17 protein-coding genes are annotated in these 17,704 nt (G+C 63.9%); 11 read left to right on the top strand and 6 right to left on the bottom strand.

Annotated features, from left to right (window positions below):
- Nucleotides 1–811 precede the first annotated feature (811 nt).
- The 5 genes from ACFVAV_RS22460 to ACFVAV_RS22440 all read left to right on the top strand — a co-directional run bounded on the left by ACFVAV_RS22460 (nucleotide 812) and on the right by ACFVAV_RS22440 (nucleotide 6,145).
- Nucleotides 812–3,313 carry an AAA family ATPase gene (locus ACFVAV_RS22460; protein ID WP_379037043.1) on the top strand — a complete coding sequence of 834 codons (2,502 nt, stop codon included), beginning with the start codon at nucleotides 812–814 and terminating at the stop codon, nucleotides 3,311–3,313.
- Nucleotides 3,310–3,669 (top strand): hypothetical protein, encoded by a 360-nt coding sequence (locus ACFVAV_RS22455; RefSeq protein WP_379037042.1) that lies wholly within the window; start codon nucleotides 3,310–3,312, stop codon nucleotides 3,667–3,669. The genes ACFVAV_RS22460 and ACFVAV_RS22455 overlap by 4 nt, the downstream gene beginning before the upstream one ends.
- 11 nt (nucleotides 3,670–3,680) lie before the next feature.
- A complete protein-coding gene (locus ACFVAV_RS22450; RefSeq protein ID WP_379037041.1) occupies nucleotides 3,681–4,022 on the top strand; it encodes a hypothetical protein in 342 nt (113 codons plus the stop codon).
- A gap of 163 nt (nucleotides 4,023–4,185) precedes the next feature.
- The gene (locus ACFVAV_RS22445; protein WP_379037040.1) at nucleotides 4,186–4,788 is read left to right on the top strand and encodes a hypothetical protein; all 603 of its coding nucleotides are present in this window, start codon (nucleotides 4,186–4,188) and stop codon (nucleotides 4,786–4,788) included.
- Between the two features lie 58 nt (nucleotides 4,789–4,846).
- Complete coding sequence (locus ACFVAV_RS22440) at nucleotides 4,847–6,145, top strand: uracil-DNA glycosylase (RefSeq protein ID WP_379037039.1); 1,299 nt, start codon at nucleotides 4,847–4,849, stop codon at nucleotides 6,143–6,145.
- A gap of 264 nt (nucleotides 6,146–6,409) precedes the next feature.
- Here ACFVAV_RS22440 and ACFVAV_RS22435 read toward each other — a convergent pair whose 3' ends face one another.
- The 3 genes from ACFVAV_RS22435 to ACFVAV_RS22425 form a co-directional block, all read right to left on the bottom strand.
- Nucleotides 6,410–6,946, bottom strand: a complete 537-nt coding sequence (locus ACFVAV_RS22435) for a hypothetical protein (protein ID WP_379037037.1) — start codon at nucleotides 6,944–6,946, stop codon at nucleotides 6,410–6,412.
- Nucleotides 6,943–7,554 (bottom strand): hypothetical protein, encoded by a 612-nt coding sequence (locus ACFVAV_RS22430; RefSeq protein WP_379037036.1) that lies wholly within the window; start codon nucleotides 7,552–7,554, stop codon nucleotides 6,943–6,945. The genes ACFVAV_RS22435 and ACFVAV_RS22430 overlap by 4 nt, the downstream gene beginning before the upstream one ends.
- A gap of 139 nt (nucleotides 7,555–7,693) precedes the next feature.
- Nucleotides 7,694–8,821 carry a hypothetical protein gene (locus ACFVAV_RS22425; protein WP_379037035.1) on the bottom strand — a complete coding sequence of 376 codons (1,128 nt, stop codon included), beginning with the start codon at nucleotides 8,819–8,821 and terminating at the stop codon, nucleotides 7,694–7,696.
- Nucleotides 8,822–9,151: 330 nt separating this feature from the next.
- Here ACFVAV_RS22425 and ACFVAV_RS22420 point away from each other — a divergent pair, with 330 nt between their 5' ends.
- The gene (locus tag ACFVAV_RS22420) at nucleotides 9,152–9,325 is read left to right on the top strand and encodes a hypothetical protein (protein ID WP_379037033.1); all 174 of its coding nucleotides are present in this window, start codon (nucleotides 9,152–9,154) and stop codon (nucleotides 9,323–9,325) included.
- A 369-nt stretch (nucleotides 9,326–9,694) separates the two neighbouring features.
- Here the strand turns inward: ACFVAV_RS22420 and ACFVAV_RS22415 are convergent, their stop codons facing one another.
- Nucleotides 9,695–11,635, bottom strand: coding sequence for an N-6 DNA methylase (locus ACFVAV_RS22415; RefSeq protein WP_379037032.1), 1,941 nt, complete (start codon nucleotides 11,633–11,635; stop codon nucleotides 9,695–9,697).
- 415 nt (nucleotides 11,636–12,050) lie between these two features.
- Here ACFVAV_RS22415 and ACFVAV_RS22410 point away from each other — a divergent pair, with 415 nt between their 5' ends.
- From ACFVAV_RS22410 to ACFVAV_RS22390, 5 genes are all read left to right on the top strand, one after another.
- Nucleotides 12,051–12,431, top strand: coding sequence for a hypothetical protein (locus tag ACFVAV_RS22410; protein ID WP_379037031.1), 381 nt, complete (start codon nucleotides 12,051–12,053; stop codon nucleotides 12,429–12,431).
- 87 nt (nucleotides 12,432–12,518) lie between these two features.
- Nucleotides 12,519–13,019: a hypothetical protein gene (locus ACFVAV_RS22405; RefSeq protein ID WP_379037030.1), complete on the top strand. Its 501-nt coding sequence runs from the start codon at nucleotides 12,519–12,521 to the stop codon at nucleotides 13,017–13,019.
- Complete coding sequence (locus ACFVAV_RS22400) at nucleotides 13,016–13,594, top strand: exonuclease domain-containing protein (RefSeq protein WP_379037029.1); 579 nt, start codon at nucleotides 13,016–13,018, stop codon at nucleotides 13,592–13,594. The genes ACFVAV_RS22405 and ACFVAV_RS22400 overlap by 4 nt, the downstream gene beginning before the upstream one ends.
- Before the next feature lie 55 nt (nucleotides 13,595–13,649).
- Nucleotides 13,650–14,240, top strand: coding sequence for a DUF4352 domain-containing protein (locus tag ACFVAV_RS22395; protein ID WP_379037028.1), 591 nt, complete (start codon nucleotides 13,650–13,652; stop codon nucleotides 14,238–14,240).
- A gap of 54 nt (nucleotides 14,241–14,294) precedes the next feature.
- The gene (locus ACFVAV_RS22390; RefSeq protein WP_379037027.1) at nucleotides 14,295–14,969 is read left to right on the top strand and encodes a DUF4352 domain-containing protein; all 675 of its coding nucleotides are present in this window, start codon (nucleotides 14,295–14,297) and stop codon (nucleotides 14,967–14,969) included.
- A gap of 150 nt (nucleotides 14,970–15,119) precedes the next feature.
- Here the strand turns inward: ACFVAV_RS22390 and ACFVAV_RS22385 are convergent, their stop codons facing one another.
- Nucleotides 15,120–15,629 (bottom strand): hypothetical protein, encoded by a 510-nt coding sequence (locus ACFVAV_RS22385; RefSeq protein WP_379037025.1) that lies wholly within the window; start codon nucleotides 15,627–15,629, stop codon nucleotides 15,120–15,122.
- 179 nt (nucleotides 15,630–15,808) lie between these two features.
- Nucleotides 15,809–17,689, bottom strand: a complete 1,881-nt coding sequence (locus tag ACFVAV_RS22380; RefSeq protein WP_379037024.1) for a M91 family zinc metallopeptidase — start codon at nucleotides 17,687–17,689, stop codon at nucleotides 15,809–15,811.
- Nucleotides 17,690–17,704: the final 15 nt, after the last annotated feature.

The following is a 17,704-nucleotide window of genomic DNA, read 5'->3' as shown; positions in this document are numbered from 1 at the left end:
CGCTGGACAGCCTGGCCGGACGCCACCGCCTGCGACGCCTACGAACCCGAACCGTCCCGCATGACTCCGCGACGACACCCGCCATGCACTCAAGAATCTCGTCAAGTCCCCATTTATTGCTTGACAATGTTTTCGTCTTCTTGCAGCCTGTATATGTACACCGGGGCGCCGGTGTGGCCTTCACTCGCGGCAGCACACCGCGAACTCCCCGCACTCGACCACCAACCCGAGAAGGCACCGTGATCTATCCCAGCACCACACATTCCGCCCCCACACCTGCCCGCCCGGTCAGTCGGTAGCGCGAAACCACTGGTCATCGCCTTCGCGGCAGTCGGCGGCCTCTGCACCACCGGGTCCTGTTCGGCGCGATCGGTGCGGCGTGCGACCCCCGCGACAACAACCACCAGTGCCGCAGCATCGGCAGCACCCGCGGCAACGATTCGACCCACGACAACCACCCCGCCAGCTCCCCACCGAATACAACATCACCCCGAACCTGACCATCACGGGGAGTAGTACTACGGCTCGGCAGGCTGCAACTTCGAGTACGAGCTTCGGATCGTCACGACCGCACGGGTCGTCTTCGCCCCGACGACGCGCTACCGCGTCACCGTTGCACTCGACGAGGGCACCAGCTGGGAGCGGATCCACTCGATCACCGTCGCCGGTACGAAAGCCGACGTAATAACTGGGCGCCTGAGTAGCGATACCAGCACTGCACCGGTCGCCACGGTCCAGCCGATCACCCCGCTCTGACCTCAGTTCCCAGGTTTCACCCGAATCACGTTCAGTACGAGAAGGGTTCACCGCTATGTCAGACACCACCGAGGTACACCCTGCCGCCACCGATCTCGTTCCCTGGATCGCCGATCAACTCGATCGAGCCGAACTGAGCGACGAAGTCGGCCTGATGATCCTCACCGCACTAGAGGGCGACCAGCCGCTCGACGACTACCTCGGTGGTTCATCGCGAGACCTGCCCACATCTGGCACGAGCTCAGTTGGCGCACCGGATAGTTCACGCGGCACATTCCTCACCGCGATCGACGTCGAGGGCTTCCGCGGAATCGGCCCGGCCACCACGTTGACGCTTCGACCCGAGCCTGGCCTCACCATCGTCGCCGGCCGCAACGGCTCAGGAAAGTCGAGCATCTCCGAAGCATTGGAACTCACGCTGACCGACAGCGCCTACCGCTGGGCCGGCAAGAAGTCGACTCAGTGGCGCGATGCGTGGCGCAACCTGCACCACGGGACGGCACGCATCGCCGTCCACCTAGTCGAAGAAGGCGACGACCCGATCACGGTGAGCATCAACTGGGCCGACGGCGAAACCGATGTCGACCAGTACACCACCCGCACGCAACGTCGCGGCGGCAAACAGCAGATCGGACGCGCAGACCTCGGCTGGGACGGTCCGTTGCGACAATTCCGGCCGATCCTGTCCTACGACGAGCTCGGCGCCATGCTCACCGGCACACCGAGCGACCTGCACGACGCGATCTCGCGGGTGCTCGGCGTGGGACAACTCACCGATGCGATCGACCGAATCCAGGTGCGGCACAAGGCCCGCAAGGGACCAGGCGATGAGCTCGCCAAACAGCGCCGCGACCTCGCTACCGACGCCGCCGCGCTCGACGACAATCGCGCCGCCACCGTTGCGCCCCTACTGAAGAAGACCCTGCCCGACCTCACCAGCCTGCGCGGGCTGCTGCACAACGCCGAGACCGACAACGGCCCACTGGCCGGCCTCCGTGCGCTCGCACAGCTGCGCGCTCCCGCCACCTCCGACGATGCGAACGCCGTGGCGAAACGTTTGCGAGCGTGCATGACCGCGCTGGCCGAGCTCGGCGCCGCGGCCAGCGATAAGCAGCTCGCCACCCTGAACCTGCTCGAACAGGCTCTCCGGGTACACGCTGAGCACGGCGACATGACCTGCCCGGTGTGCCAGGGCGGCCGCCTTGACAACGCGTGGGCCTCACGCAGTCGAGAAGCGGTGAGCGCCGACCGCGACCACCTGGCCGCACTCGCTCAGGCCCGGAAACTGGTGGAGCTGGCACAGTCCGAAGCACTGGGCATGCTGTCGACTCCGCCTGCGCTTCTCCACCACTCCCCCGTCCCCGAACTCGACTCGGCCGTCGCCGCCGCCCGCACAGCGTGGAACCAGTGGGGATCGATCACCCGTGGCGACACCGCGCCTACCATGCTGCAACTCGCCGACCACCTCGAATCCGAGGTCGATGCGCTGGTCGAGGCCATCGATCAGCTCACCGAATCCGCCGCCGAATGCTTGTCCACGCGTGAGGACAGCTGGCAACCGCTCAATGCCCGCATCCGCGCCTGGTGTGCGGCCTGGGAAGCTTGGCTCGCGGACAAGCCGGTCGTCGACCAGCTCGCCGATGCGAAGAATTGGCTGCAGGACAACGACCTTCGACTGCGCAACGAACGGCTCTCGCCCATCCGCGAAGGAGCCATCCACGCGTGGGAAATGCTGAAGCAGGAAAGCAACATCGAGATCGGTGACCTCGTCCTGGAGGGCTCGTCGACCCGGCGCAAGCTGCGGATCGACTCGAAGGTCGACGGCGTGCCCGCAGGCGGACTCACCGTGTTGAGCCAGGGCGAACTGCACGCCATGGCGCTGGCATTGTTTCTTCCGCGCGCAACCATGGCCGAATCACCGTTCCGCTTCCTCGTGCTCGACGATCCGGTCCAGGCGATGGATCCCGCCAAGGTCGACGGGCTCGTTTCGTTGCTCAGCGAACTCGCCCAGACCCGGCAGGTCATCGTCTTCTCCCACGACGACAGGCTGCCCGCAGCAGTGCGCCGCGCGAACTTCTCCGCCACGATCGTGGAGGTGAGCCGCAACAACGACTCGCAGGTGTGCATCACCCCTGTCACCGATCCGGCACGTCGCTACCTCAGCGACGCGTTCGGGCTCATCAAGGAGTACGAGAACGACCGCATCCCCGACGTTGCACTGCGGCGCACATTGCCTGGAATGCTGCGGTTCGCGGTAGAAGCTGCCGCGCGCCATACCTACTTCACGCGCAATATCCGTGCGGGACAAGCGCTCACAGCCCTCGAGTACGAATGGGGAAAGGCGACGGCCACCCGATCGAAGGTGACCCTCGCAATCTTCGGAGAACAACGGGAAAACCACGTCCTCGACCAGTGGGCGCGCGCGGAGTACCTCAAGTCGGCATTGAGCACGGTGGGAACCAAGATGCACAACGGACTCACCGCGACGACCGACCCACGGCAAGCGGCCAAAGATGTTCAGCGCATGGTGGACGACATCGAGGCGGCGGCCAGATGAGCGCACTCTTGGCAATGGCGTTCACACAGATTGCCGGTCGGACCCCACACACCAACCGGATCGGCGCTTGGCTGACGCGAACGGCATTGGAGGAAATCATCGGTGACCTCCTCCGCGCACGTGGCATCGAACCCGGCCGCGCCAGCGGCCACGCCCGCCTCTCTTGCCTGGAGGTCGCCTACCGCGACAGCCCGGAGGTGGCGACGCAGGCGCAGTACGCATGGACCCGGCTGTCCGAGGCCTGCCACCACCACGCCTATCAGCTCTCACCGACCCACCAGGAAGTGGTCCATCTGCTCGACATCGTGCAGAAGCTACATGAGCGGATCGCCTCGAGATCAACCCCTCAACAATAGGAGAATCACCGATGAAGACCACCCTTGCGGCACTTGCCGGTTCGGCCCTGATCGCCCTCGGAACCGCCGGCCCTGCGGCTGCGGAGGCAACGCCTCCTGTCACCGCGTCCACAGCCCCGTCGGCCGCGATCCTCATCAGTCTCGACGCCGCCGGACATCCGGTAGCCATGTGCATGATGCCCGGCGACACGTTGGAACTGCGCGCAGGCATCGGTGCAGCGATCGGCGCGTTCGCCGGCCTGCCCATCTTCATAGTCGGCGCGGTGCCAGGTGCCCTTATCGGCGCCGGGTCCGGCGCACTGTCGTGGTGGATCGCCGACCAGCAGCGCCACCGGATTCCCGGCCCCTGCTGACAGCTACAGGCAAGTCATAGACCACATGCGAACCCGGTCGGCGACCACACGACGTCGCCGCCGGCCTCGCGAATGTAGAAAGTAGTTAACGTAAATGAGTCAATTTGTTGACCGGGAACTCGGCGGGCGCCCCGACCGCACGATCACTGATCACGATCGAGGCGTGACAGTCGATCTCCGGAAGGTGGCACCCAGACAATGGCGGTTCGTTGTTCGGACTGCTGAACTCGATTCCAGCGGCGTACTCCGGATCGGTGAGATGGTGAGTGCGGGTGAGCGCTCGACCGGGCGCCGTGCCGATTCGCTCGCGCTGGAGCTTGCTGTGGAGTCCGAACCGGCCGCTCAGGCGTTCCGCGCAGCCAAGTTCGCCGAAAGCGCTGAACGGAGGGCATATTGGCGGCGTCAGGAGGAGACGCGGCTCGCGGAAGACCAAGCGAGAGGTCCAGCAGTCCAGGAGGCACTACGCCGACGGCTCGGCTGGGGTGATCCAGAACGTAAGGCCGGTGAATGGCGGCCCGGCAGTGTCATCGAGACCGCACCGATTCGTCCCGGGGCGGGCAAGCCGATTTCCGTGGCGGAACTGTCTGCCTATCGTGTGGTCGCCGCCGATCAGGTCGACCCGGATGTGTTCGCGACATGCACTGAACACCGCACGCTATACGGGACGTACAGCCAAGGCCGCGCCCGCGAGCTGGCTCGACGTGACCGCTGGTGCCCGGACTGTAGCGCACCAATGCGAAACGCCTCCGTGTCCGGTCGGGACTGATTATCGTCGGTGTGACGTTGCCGAATCCTGAGACCTCGAACAGATAGTAGGGCCAACAATGAGTTTGAGGGAACGCATCGCGCAAGCTCCGTCCGCAGCGCGGGCGCAGATCTCGGATATCGCGGCAAGCACCCGTACGCGCCTCAGCGCTGCCCGGCAACGCGCGCGTGAGCTGAAAGACGAATGGCAGGAACGCTGGTACCGCCGAAACCATCCTTCGACGGCGCAGGATCCTCAGATCAAAGATGCCGAGGATGCGTTCTACCAGGCAGCGAAGTCCGTCGTCGGCCACATCAGTGCGATCGAGCACGCGCAGCGAGAACTCGGCTCAGAGATGCCGCCCAGAGAGTTCCTCTCGACCGGGTCCATGCGCGAGGAGCGACGGATGCATCGAGACACCATCCGTCAGTCCACGTCAGACGCACGCCGCGAATTCCCTTTCCTCCGAGAACAATTCGCGACGACGATCAGACAGTCGTCCGTGCCCGAAGTTGCGCTCCAGTCGAGTGCGATGGTCGACTCCATCGACCTGTACTTGCGGAACCGATTCGATGGCCAGTTCCATCCGGAAGATGCGTTGACCCGCCTTCACGCCGCAATGTTCGATCAGTGCCCACTCGTTTCCGCCGAGGACGACGACGCAGCGGACACCGATTCGGCCACGTCTGATTCCGAGCTGACCGACGCGCGAGCTGACGACGAAGCGCCGAGCGAAGCTGAACCAGCCGCGGCGGTACTCCTCGCCCGACGTATGCGTGACCCGGAGTACCGACGGCACCAGCATTCCCTCGTCTACATAGATCGCCTGGCACCGATCAACCAGCTCGTCGACGCGCTTCGCAGTGAGCAGGGCGAATGGATGCCGTACGTCGCACCCACCTACGGCGGCATCGAGGCGCGCATCCTGGCTGTGTTCCGCGATCCCGGTCCACGCACCCAGCAGGACAAGGGCAGTGGATTCCTGTCACTCGAGAACGACGACCCGTCCGCCGAACGACATCTCGGGTTCGTCACCGATGCCGGTATCAGCCCTACCGAACTCACGGTGTGGAACACCTATCCCTGGTACATCAATCGCAACCCCGCATCAGGCGAGATCGACCGCGGGCTCGACCCGCTGCGTCGACTGATCGATCTGCTTCCAGAGCTGCAGGTGGTGATCGCGCACGGCGGTGCAGCCCAGACAGCGTGGCTGCGCTTTGAGCGCAAATACCCGCGCGTCTCCAGTCGTCTCAAGGTGATCAAGACGTATCACACCAGCCAGCAGGCACTCTGGACGCCCAACGTCGAGGAGCGGGAACGTCGCCAGGCCGATATCGCCAATGCATATGCGAAGGCCGCCGCCCTGCTCGACTGAATCGCTTGCTACACCCCGTCGATCCCGACGACGCCACCAACCAACGCTTCCGCCAGCACGTCCCGCATCTCCTCCTCAGCCTGAATCGCCGGCCGCAGGGATACGATCCGCTTTCACAAGTGTTCGGGCTTCGGCGCGTGCTTTCCCTCGGCGCGGAGCCGTTAGGCGGTGGTCAACATCTCCTCATTCGCTCGAGGTCCGAGCTGGTCGATCAGATCGTCGGTGACGTAACTGCATACTGTCTCAACCTTCTCGGACGCGGCGCTAGATGCCACGGAATTCTATGTGGACGATCCGCGTAGCCTCATCCCGCACGTCGACAGTGACTTCGCGAATCATCACCTTTCCCGACGCCGAGGTGAACCACGCCTCCTGCCCTTGTTCCACCCGCGGCGATGATTCCAGCGGCGGCCCGGCGATCGTCTTCACGGAGTAGGGAGTTACGCGATGGACGAGCACGTCCGGGAATCGAGATTGCTCCAGCATAAGGGCGAGGTCGGCAGGGGAAGCCTTCAACGCAATCTGGTATTTTCGGTCTCGTATGATTTCGCGCTTTACGAGCAGCACCTCAGCACTCGCAGGCAGGACCCATCCGCCGTATTCAGTTGCTTCTTGCAACAATTCCGGACTGGTCGACTCCTCGACATCTGCCACCATCATCCGATCGACGGCGTGGTTGACTGCGCGATTGCATCCGTACAGCCCGAGGGAAATCAGTAAGCACAATCCCAGTGCCCACGCGACCCAAGCCTGCCATCGGCGGCGACTGACACCCGGCTGACCAGCTGCGGTCGGTTTCATCGAGGAGTCCCTGTTCCACTCGGCGCAGGCAGGCCCAGATCGCCCACCGAGGGCAGATCTCCCGCGTAGTGTTTGATCGTAGACGAGCCGATCATGTCGAACTCTTTCGCCAGACCCGCAGTGTGCAGGGCACCTAGTTCACGATCGGTCCAAGTGACTCCACCGATCTCAGTCTGCTTGTCACCATCCCAGTTATATCGATCATATAGGTGGCATTGATAGTCTAGCTCTATGCGATACTGCACACCTGCACCAGTCAATTTCTCGATCTTCACCGCTCCGCATGCAGTAGTTTCTACCGCACCGATCGCCAGATACCAATCGCGGTCGGCGAATATATACTCTTTCCACGCCGCCTGAAACGACGCCGAGATGGACTGATCTGTTGTGATGCTGCCGATACGTTTCGCGATATTCGAAACCTCGACGGTGATGAGGTTGTCGAAATGCACCTTCAACGCCGGCTCGTCATTCATGATTCTATCCGGATCCAACTTCCAGTCCGTGCCTGTGTTCGCAAGATAGTGTTCGAGATGATCAGCGGCATTGGTCAGTCCAGCCGCATCGGCAGCGGCGGTCGCGAAGATCATTTGGTCGAAGAACTGCAAGTCATCGTACCGAGCCCACAGAGGCTGGGAACCGTGCGCGCCCTGACCCGGATCTGGTGGCGGCGTCGGCGGCATGCCAGGAAGATTACTTGTCATCTACGTCAACCAATTCTGGATTAGCAGCCAGGTAGCATCACGGTCAGAATACGGAGTCAACGCGATCCTCCCACCACATGTTGTCACCATATCCAAACTTCCGAGTGCCGATGTCGATAGCGATCTTCGCCGGAAGATCGAATTCACTGGAGGTGAAGACAGGTATCGATCGCCCCGGCGCGTACTCCAGCACCGATGAGATCTTGTCTACCATCGTCTGAATCTCCTCCTGACGCGAAGTTGTAGATGTTTTGAGCGCATCCAAGGCTGCGGTTATCTCTGACTTCATCGTGTCGTTGATCGGGTTATTGATATGCGGGGCCCATGCGCCGAGCGGAAAAGTTGCGCCAAGAAATGTCATCGGCTGCAGGACTTTTCCGCACAGATCCGCCGCTTGGTTGTATACTAGACGTTCGATATAGTACCCGCCGTACTCGACAATTTTGGACACCGCGTCGAGATCGAGGCTCCTGGTGCCGACTGTCTGCCCGAGCTTGTTCGAGCTCACCCCGAATGACTGCGCGGCCTCCCCGGACCAACTGCCCTGGAGCCACTTGGTGCCGTTGATGAGGTTTTCGGAAGTGACATAATCGTTGATTCCGAGCAAGCCGATCCGCTTACCAATCGCTTGTAGCGATTCCCAGTCGGCCACCAACGGTGAGAGTAGGTCGACCGTCGGCTGGACTCCGATCGCAGCGCTCAGTCGCTCGTCGTAGACAGAGAGCAGGCCGATCGCCGATTCCACGGTCTGTCGCACTGTGTACACGTTGTCTGGTACCGCAGGAAGACTCGGAAGCTGCAACCCGCCGAAACGGCTTACTCCGAAACCCCCGCCGTCGGCAGACTGCGCACCGCCAGCGCCCACACCATTCGATGTCGCGGAGATCGCAGCCGCAATCGCCCCGTCCGTCGACCCCAACTGTGTCGCTGCCGTTGACAAGTTTGTCCCGAGGCCACTGATAGCGGTCGCCTCGGTGTTCAGCGCCCCACCTACCGCGCTGCAAAACTTCTCTACCGATGGCGCCACAGTCGCGATCAGCCCTGTAGACCCCGCTGGTAACGAGACCGCTGGCAGCAAGCGTGAGACATTCGAGGCCGAGCAAGCTCCTATTTCTCCAAGATCTACGGCGAATCCCGCGCAGCTCGGCAGCTCCACCGACAGGTCAGCCACGCGAACTCCACGACACCCGAGCGTCAGCCCCGGCCGATGCCGTAGCCTCGCATCCAAATGTATTGCCAAACAATAACATTGAGCACACCACCCCTTCCGATCGGAGTGTATACCGTCAGGTGGCTGGCGGGTCGTCTTGCTCATTGCTCTCGCTGCACGGACCGGAGCTAACGGCGATAGCGCTAGCTCCGATCTCACATGCATGGCCGTCCACACCCTTCGTGCCGAGAGGAACCGGGGCGGCATTCGACAGGAAGGCGTGCTGATGACAGTGACTGTTGGCCGGTTCGCCGTCGGGTTGGTCGCCGCGGCCGTGGTGGCGCTGGCAGGGTGCAACGGAGACACACCGTCGACTACGACCACCTCCACCTCCACCTGGTCGGTGTCGCAGAGTTCGCCCGCGTCAGAGCCTCCGCCTGCTACACCTTCTACCCCGGCGTCGCCACCACTCACCACAGACAGCACGACCATGGACACACCACCACCACCGGCCCCGCCCGCTGAATTGACGCCGACTGCCACAGCGCCACAGGCGACATCACCTGCGAGCCAGCCATCCGAGCTGACATTCTTGTACTGCGAGAACGGCACTGCGATCTACAGTGGCCAGGCGTACGTCGTCGGAGACCCGCGCTGTCCACAGCCCACGCCGGCCGGCGACCCTTACGGCCGGGACTACCAGTGCGATGCGCAGGGGACCAACTGCACCTACCCCGACGGCTCTCCGGTTCCTGGTTATCAGCGGTGCGGCACCCGGTGTGGCGAAGCACCGACTTCCGGTGAGGTGCAACGCAAATGGATCGAATGCATCGCAGTGAAGTCGGAGGAGCAGTGTCGAGCGGAGCGATGAGAATCCGGGCGTAGGATCGCTCACTACTCGCGGCCTGGAGCCAGTACCCCCGCGGTCAGCCCCGTCCCGATCAGCTCGGCGGCACTGACCGCGGCATCCGCGGTCCGAGCCGCCGCTACTCGCAGGAGATGCAGTTTGCGGAAAGCCTCCGCATACGGTTTCTGCTCCGTGAGACGGAGGATCGGGATCCGCAATCGTGACGGGTCGAGCCGGATCGTGGTCGAGCCGAACATCGCCGCCGAGTTGTCGGGGCTGCCTATGAACCCCGCGAAGAACCACGGATCCATCCTGCTCGGGTCGGTCCGGAACACGATCACGCCGGAACCGGGGACCGCACCGATGTCGGCGCCCTCGGCGACGCGGGCGCCTTGAGCGGCGCCGTGGTCGTCGCGGAATCTGGAGACCAGGACGTCACCTTCGCGGATCAGTTCGGCGGACACTGGAACACCCGCGCCAGTGAGGCCAGACGGGCCTTGCCCGGCGAGGAGATCGCGGCCGGACAGCACGGGACGCTGGGGTGCGTCCGGGTCTGCGGCTTCCGGGGTTGTCGGTACGAGTCGAACCGCCCCACCTCGTTCGAGATCACCGACGGTGGCGGTGCGCAGCGCTGTGTCGCCGCGGGTTGACCATTCCTTCACCGTCTCGGCGACGCTGCGAAGTTCGGCGAGTTGCTCTCCGAGAAGGGCGATGGCGGCGTGTGCGGAGGCCGCCACATTGCTGGGGTCGATAGCGGCGCGGACTCGGCGGGCGGGCGTCAGGTCGACGTCGTCGTCGAGAATGTCCATCGTTCGGACGACCGCGGAGAGGTCCGCGACGGTGGCGGCGTCGACGTCACCGTGGTCGAAGGCGCGCCACGAGTCGAGGACTCGTTCGGCGAGAACTTGCCAATCCGATTGGGCGTCACCGTGACTGGGGAGTCGTGCCGAGTCGGTGAACAGCACCGATTCAGCGGGTTCCGCGCCGGGACGACGCAGCACCCAAATCTGGAGCCCCACCTGACGTGGCGTCGATGCCCCCTGCGGCAGCGCGATCACCGCACGCAGGGCACCGCCGCGGAGCAGCTCCATGCGGATCCGGCGTCCAGATGTTCGGGAGGCGACGGCCGGCGGAAGAAGAACAACAGCAGTCCCTCCGACACGCAGGTGCGCAAGAATGTGCTGAACCCAGGCGAGTTCGGATTCACCGCGCGGCGGCACCGAATACTCCCAGCGGAGGTCGACCGCCAACGACTCCGCCCCCCAATCACGTTGTGCATAGGGAGGGTTGGCTAGCAGCGCGTCGAACTTCTCACCAGGGAAGGCGTCGTCGAGCAGGCTGTCACCGGTACGGATGTCGACCGTGGCGGCGGGGACCCTCGCATGAAGAAGAGCGGCGGTCCGGGCTGCCTGAACGGGGAGCACGTCCTGGCCGGACAGCGCGGTGACGCCGATCCGGGCGGCTTCGAGAAGGAGAGTGCCACTGCCGCAGGCGGGGTCGAGCAGGCTGCGTGGCGGTGGAGAAGCTGCGGCCGTGAGGATGTCGGCCATGAGAGCGGCGACGGGCGGGTCGGTCGGGTAGACACCGGTGCTGGGCACCGCGTCCAGGCCGCGCTCGGCAAGCACATCCAGGACCTGCTTGACATCGGTCGCAGCGATGGCGTCGCGAAGGGCTGCGTGCAGTGGAGTATCCGGCGCCGAAGTGAGGTCACCTACCAGCTCCATCAGCGCCGGCACGGTGGCTGGGTCGACGCCGAATCGCAGCACGGTGCGCAATTGCTGCAGCGGTGAGTCGGCGGTCTGCACCCCACGTCCGCGCAGCCATTGCTGCACCTCGCCGAGATCGAACAGGGGTCGAGCCTCGGAGCCGCCGGTCACCGGGACCGGGAAATCGGCGTGCCTACGGCGCCAATTGCTGACGGTGGCGCGGGTGACACCGGCCATCCGGGCGATCTCCGCTGCGGCGACTGTGGCGGTTGAGTCCGACATATGCCTCCCTTTCGACCTGCCACCACGTGGAGGGGTCGTCAAACGCAAGGTTACACGGTATGGGATTGACGATGTTTTCAACACTCATCCCAGTTCGCAGCCAATGTTCACCACACGAAGGATTGAAAACATTGTTAATTGCTTGACGTTGAGATGACGCAGATGCTACGTTTTATCCATCGGCAACGCACCTCCCCGCCGACCGCAGAGCAGACCGAAGTTGTTGCTCCGCAATAGATCCCGACCACGATCCGGCCGCCACAAGGCCGTACTTCGTCGTGCCTTCCATCACCCGAGAGGAGAGCGTATGTCCACCCATCGACGAGCTCGGCACCGTCGACACCGGTCAGGAAGCCCTCGTGCAGTAACTCTCCGGAATGGCGACGACCTGCGCAAACAGCGACTGCGTACCCCGGTGACGCGCTGCTTCCACGGCAAGCGGCGGTACTTCACCCGTGCTGATGCCGAGCTCGTCCTCGGTGGCATCGACACCCGCGATCCCCGACGTCGCGAGGTGCGGTGCTACCAGTGCCCGGCATGCCACGGCTGGCATCTCACCAGCCAGACGATCGAGCAGTACGCCGCAAGCACCTCACCAACTCCACCCGGCCGGGCGCCGATCAAGCTGGACGTTCCCATCAGCAGCAGCCCGGTGCCGACCCCTGCCCAACTGGCAGCCCGACTCGGGGTTCGGCCGATAACCCCACCCGCACCGCATCCTGCCTCGACGATCGCCCGGCTGCGCACGCTGTTCGACCGGATTCGGCGACGGCTCGCCGAGCGCCGCAGGCGCTGACATATCCATCGAATTCTCGCCGGGCAGGTACTGCCACGGCGCGACCCCGCACGCCCCGATCGGGTGTTGCCGACCCACGGAGTTGACATGACAACGACTTTCGCGCCACCGCTGGTGGTGCTCGACACCACCGATCAGGAGCTCGTGGTCTGGCAGGTGAACATCAGTCCGGAGCCGATGGTCTCGCGATTGACCGGTGCCTGGGTCGTCTCGCACAGTCGAACCACGACGATCCAGCATCTGGTGCACGGACTTCCGTCGGTGCGACACAAGCCGATCGATCTCCCCGCTGGGGTCACCAGCTCAGCCATGATCGACGTGCACGCCACCGCGGACGCGGTGCGACGCGAAATCGCCTCGGCCGACGCCGTATTCACCGCCGAAGTCGCCGGCGGCCGGACGGTCGAGCGTCCGCGGTGGCCGGTGCTGCCAGACGTCAGACCGATCAACGTTCTCGCCTTGGCCACTGCCATTGCCGACATCGCCCATGGCTGGGCCGAATTCGAAGCACTCCGCCTCTCGCGGCCCTACCTCGTTCAGTGCGGTGGCCCGCGTATTCGACCCCTTCCCCTGGAGGAATCCCGATGACTCTGTCGTTCGCCGCTTTCGACGTCGAAACCGCCAACCCAGCCCGCGGCAGTATCTGTTCGATCGGCATTGCGGTCGTCCGCGACGGTGTGCGGGTGCGGACTCACTCGCTGCTGTGCAGGCCGCCCGCCGCTGTCGACAGTTTCGCGCCGTTCAACGTGCGCGTCCACAAGATCACGCCGGCGACGGTTGCGGGCCAACCCACCTTCGCCGAACGGCTGCTCGAGGTGCGAGCCCTGGTAGGTGACCTGCCGGTGATCGCCCACAACGCGACGTTCGACATGAACAACATGATGCGAGCCTGCGAATTCAGCGGTGCTCCACTTCCCCGGTGGACCTACGGATGTTCGTTGTCGTGGTCGAAACGGCAACTGCGGCTGGCGAATTACAAGCTCAGCACGGTATCGGCCGCACTTGGGGTTTCGCTCGAACAGCACCACGAGGCGGGAGCCGACGCCGCCGCGGCTGCAGACATCACCCTCGTCTTGGCCCGTCTTGCGGGCGCTGTCTCGATCAACGAACTGGCCCGGCTCAACAGCTCACCGCTCAGCGTGCTCGGCGGGGTCTACGGCTGATCGCAGCCAGTCCCGACAACTGAATACCAATTCCTCTCTCTCCCCAGGAGTCACGATGACCAACCCCCAGTACCCCGCCCAGCCCGGCTACCCGCAGGGACCCCACTACCCGCAGCCGCCGCGGAAGAAGAAGGTGTGGCCGTGGGTGGTCGGTGGAATCCTTGCCGTCATCCTGCTGATGTTCGGCGGCTGCGTCGCGCTGATCGGCGGGGCTGCGAACGAGGTCGCCAAGGCCGAGGAGAAGCGCAACACCGCCGCGCCGGCCGGATCGGAAGTCCGCGACGGGAAGTTCTCGTTCCTGGTCACGGGTGTGGAAGAACCGGTGACGGTGATCGGCACCAATGACATCCTGAAGGAACAGGCGCAGGGCGAATTCATCCAGGTCCACGTCGACGTGACCAACGTCGGTAACGAGGCGCAGTACTACTTCGGGTCGAATCAGAAGCTGATCGACGATCAGGGGCGCGAGTTCGCCAACGACACGAGCGCCGAGATCAACGTCAACGACCATCTCACCGAGGAGATCAATCCCGGCAACAAGGTGTCGATCACCCTCGTGTTCGACGTGCCCCAGGGCACCGTGCCCGCCGCGGTTGAGTTCCACGACTCGGCGTTCTCCGGCGGCGTGCGCGTCGCACTGAAGTAGCTTGATTCGGCGCCGGGACAGGTAGTCCCGGCGCCCTCGGACCGAGGAATCTCGATGACGAACCCGCCCGGCTATCCCTCGCAATCGCCCTACAACGTGCCACGCCCGTACCCTGCCCCCGGTTTCCGGCCGCCACCCAAGAACAACAATGCGCTGATTCTGTGGATCGCGGGCGGCTGCATCGGTGTGTGCATGCTCGGTGTATTCGCCATCGGCGCAGATACATCGGACTCGTCGAATCGTTCAAGCACCACCACCAGCCGCTCGGTCCAGGCGGGAATCCCGACCGGTACTCTGGCGCCGACGACAGTCGCTCCGAAACCCGCCAAGAACCATCCGGCGCCCGCCGGGACCGCGGTGCGCGACGGCAAGTTCGAATTCCTGGTGACCGGCGTCGACCAGGGCGACACGGTGCTCGGCGGTGGTTTCTGGTCCGAGCGGGCGACCGGGGAGTTCGTCGTGGTCCGGGTCCAGGTCACCAATATCGGCAACGAAGCCCGCACCTTCTACGGCACCAACCAGTACCTCTACGACGAGCACAACCGGAAGTTCGACAGCAGCTTCGGAGCTAATGCGGCACTGTCGGACGATTTCGGCAGCATCGAGCTCAATCCGGGCCTGAGTGTGACGACGGCCATCGTGTTCGATGTACCGCCGGGGACTGTGCCCGCGGTGCTGCAGTTCCATGACTCGATGTTCTCGGGCGGAGTCAAGGTCCGGGCCGGTTAGCGCGAATCTGTTCGCAGCCCGAAGTTCTCATTCAGCCAGGAAAGTCTCATGCCGAACCCAACGCCGCATCGCTGGGACCGAGTCGGCGGTATCGCCTGTTGATGACTTCTCTGAGCGCACACACGGCTTCCATGGTGTTCTGGCAGGCGCTCAGAGTGGCTCTGGATCGCTACACAGATGGGTCTGTGCTTTGAAGTCGAGATCGCGATAGTCATATCGCTGCTCGCCGTCGCGTTCAGTCGGCTCGGGGGTAGTCGTCATCGAGCGCATCAGTCCGACACAGAAGACGATGTGTCCTGGTCGCGAGGGCATGGGCGCGAGGTCGCCGGGGTCCAACGGCTCATATGGATGAATGGTGGTCAGGGGTAGGGAAACGTTGAATTCCTCGGCGAAGGTGGCGCCGGGGTCGATCCGAAGCGAAGCCGGCGTCGGCGGTGGGATGTACAACAGCTTCGGGCAGTCGGCGGGTCGGAAGAAACGTTTGCTGATCTCGACGATGCCGTCGCTACGCGGAACAATGTAGTGTCCCTGCACTCCTCGATCTCCATCGGCGTCCGGGACACGGACTGCGACGTAGACCGCTTCGGACCGGTGGTTCGTCAGCCGATATCCAACGACGATTCGATCACCGCGTAGGTCGAATGTGGTGTCGAGCTTCACGGTAGGGTCGGCGGCGGCGACGGGCCGCGCTTCACAAAGGAATGAGTTAGCAGGTGGGCTGGCCGCCTCCGTCGACTCCGCTCGACGGACCGGACCTGTTGGACCGCAAGCAGTAACGAGTCCGAAAGCAACGGCGCCGACCAGCGTGAGGATCTGCCGGGCCCTTATGTGCCTGGTCATCATTCCGCCGGGTTCGCCGGGACGTAGTGTTCGCGAGTCGGCAGGCCGAGTTCTTCTCGCATCGCGTTCTCCGTGATTTGCGACGGATGTTCGCTGTCGGGCACGCGCTGCTCAGGGGTCTCCGGGTTGTGGTCGTGATCGATCGGCAGGCCTACCGCTACGCGTTCTCCCTCCTGCATACCCCTGTCGACGACATCGTCGCCGTTGTACTCGATGGGATTCTTGTCGTTCCACCGAATCGTTCCGTGGGTGACGTCGTAGGCGTGGGCGGCCTCATGCTGGAGAACGACCGAGGGCGGCGAGTGATAGTAGGGCTCATTTGCGTACTTGTCACCGAACGTGACCATTGTCGGATCGTAGGTGATCGTCGAGTCCGAACCGACATTCGGTTTCCCCGAAGGGGCGATAGTCGCCCGGCTCCAGTCGCCATTCGTCGAGTTCCGGCCGTCCACACCCTCTTTGATCGTGACCGTGTGCTCGGTGTTGCTGAGTCCCTCCAGCGTCTGCTGACCGGTCGGGGATGACCGGTAGAACTCGAGGTCGGCGTTCACACGTTCTTTGAATTCGTCGCTGCCTTCGACCTTGATCTTGTCGGGGTCGATATTCGTCAGGACGACATCGACCACGGTGCTTGTTCCCCCGTTGCCTGCCTCCATCGTGGTGTCCTCGCCACGCTGCACGTAGTAGGTGTCATTGCCGCCGAAGCTGTCGCCGACATCGTCTTTTCCTGCTCCTGCATACAGCTTGTCGTCGCCGACGCCACCCCGCAGGATGTCGTCGCCGAGGCCACCGGACAGGATGTCGTTGCCGTCGCCGCCGGTCACGAAATCACCGCCTTGGCCGCCGTCGAGATAGTCGTTGCCGCCCTCGCCTTGTATCTGGTCGGCGTCGTCGCCACCGTAGATGACGTCGTCGCCATCGCCTCCCTTGATGAGGTCCTGGCCGGTGGATCCGTTGATGTAGTCGCGGCCACTACCACCGACAAGGGTGTCGCTGCCCTTGCCGCCCTCGATCTTGTTGTCGCCGTCGCCGGCTGTGATCGTGTCATCGCCGTCGCCGCCGGAGATGGTGTCGTTGCCTGCGCCGCCACGGATCGTGTCCCGCCCGTCGCCTCCTTCGATCTTCACGCCGACCCTGGTTCCTGGCGAGACGGTGATCGTGTCATTGCCTGCGTCGGTCTTGATCGTGATGTTCTTCGATTGGTCTGCCGTCAGCGGGGGTTCGACCGGCTTCCCGTTCACCGTGACACTGGCGATGTGGGTATTCGGGTCCTCCGTCACCTCGACGGTGTCGTCGCCGGCTCCGGTTTCGATGACGATCCCCGTGTTATCGCGAGAGATGTTGGGTTGATTGCCGGGCGCTTCAACGACCACGTCGCCTGCTGCTCGGTTCAGCGCAACAGCGTTCTCGTCATCCAACGCGCGCGCGTCGGTGATGACCTTGGCAGCGTCGACTTCCAGTTGCGCTGCGACCCGCGTGCGGCGCGCCTTCTCGTCGTCGGACAGGCCCTCCGTGCGGCCGGTTTCGGCCCAGAGATCATGCAGCTTCCCCTCCACCGACACGGTGAATCCTTCGGTTCCTGCGAGGCTTTCGATCTCCACAGCCTTGGTGCGCAGGCCCTCCATCGTGGTGATGGTGTTCAGCGCCAGCGAATTCAACGGTTCGACTTGGCCGGCCAGGCGATCCAGCTCCGTGGCGAACGAGGTGATCTTCTGCTGGGCCGCATCATCGGCGGCGCCCGCCCACCCCTCGATATCGGCCGACCGCCGCACCACGGACTCGAGCAGGCGGATCGATGCAGCACGCTGCGAGTACGCCCGTGCCATCGCCTCGAGACTGTCGCCGTTCCAGTCCTTCACGTCGTTCCATGCCAACGTCATCACGCCACCATCCCG

The organism is Nocardia sp. NPDC057663 (genome assembly GCF_042799895.1).
GTDB lineage: Bacteria > Actinomycetota > Actinomycetes > Mycobacteriales > Mycobacteriaceae > Nocardia.
This window is presented reverse-complemented; position numbering and strand designations above follow the sequence as displayed.

What these genes read in the sequence shown, in the direction of transcription:
- ACFVAV_RS22460 (WP_379037043.1), top strand. Translation starts at nt 812, where the DNA reads ATGTCAGACACCACCGAGGTACACCCTGCCGCCACCGATCTCGTTCCC.
- ACFVAV_RS22455 (WP_379037042.1), top strand. Translation starts at nt 3,310, where the DNA reads ATGAGCGCACTCTTGGCAATGGCGTTCACACAGATTGCCGGTCGGACC.
- ACFVAV_RS22450 (WP_379037041.1), top strand. Translation starts at nt 3,681, where the DNA reads ATGAAGACCACCCTTGCGGCACTTGCCGGTTCGGCCCTGATCGCCCTC.
- ACFVAV_RS22440 (WP_379037039.1), top strand. Translation starts at nt 4,847, where the DNA reads ATGAGTTTGAGGGAACGCATCGCGCAAGCTCCGTCCGCAGCGCGGGCG.
- ACFVAV_RS22435 (WP_379037037.1), bottom strand. Translation starts at nt 6,946, where the DNA reads ATGAAACCGACCGCAGCTGGTCAGCCGGGTGTCAGTCGCCGCCGATGG.
- ACFVAV_RS22415 (WP_379037032.1), bottom strand. Translation starts at nt 11,635, where the DNA reads ATGTCGGACTCAACCGCCACAGTCGCCGCAGCGGAGATCGCCCGGATG.
- ACFVAV_RS22405 (WP_379037030.1), top strand. Translation starts at nt 12,519, where the DNA reads ATGACAACGACTTTCGCGCCACCGCTGGTGGTGCTCGACACCACCGAT.
- ACFVAV_RS22400 (WP_379037029.1), top strand. Translation starts at nt 13,016, where the DNA reads ATGACTCTGTCGTTCGCCGCTTTCGACGTCGAAACCGCCAACCCAGCC.
- ACFVAV_RS22395 (WP_379037028.1), top strand. Translation starts at nt 13,650, where the DNA reads ATGACCAACCCCCAGTACCCCGCCCAGCCCGGCTACCCGCAGGGACCC.
- ACFVAV_RS22390 (WP_379037027.1), top strand. Translation starts at nt 14,295, where the DNA reads ATGACGAACCCGCCCGGCTATCCCTCGCAATCGCCCTACAACGTGCCA.
- ACFVAV_RS22380 (WP_379037024.1), bottom strand. Translation starts at nt 17,689, where the DNA reads ATGACGTTGGCATGGAACGACGTGAAGGACTGGAACGGCGACAGTCTC.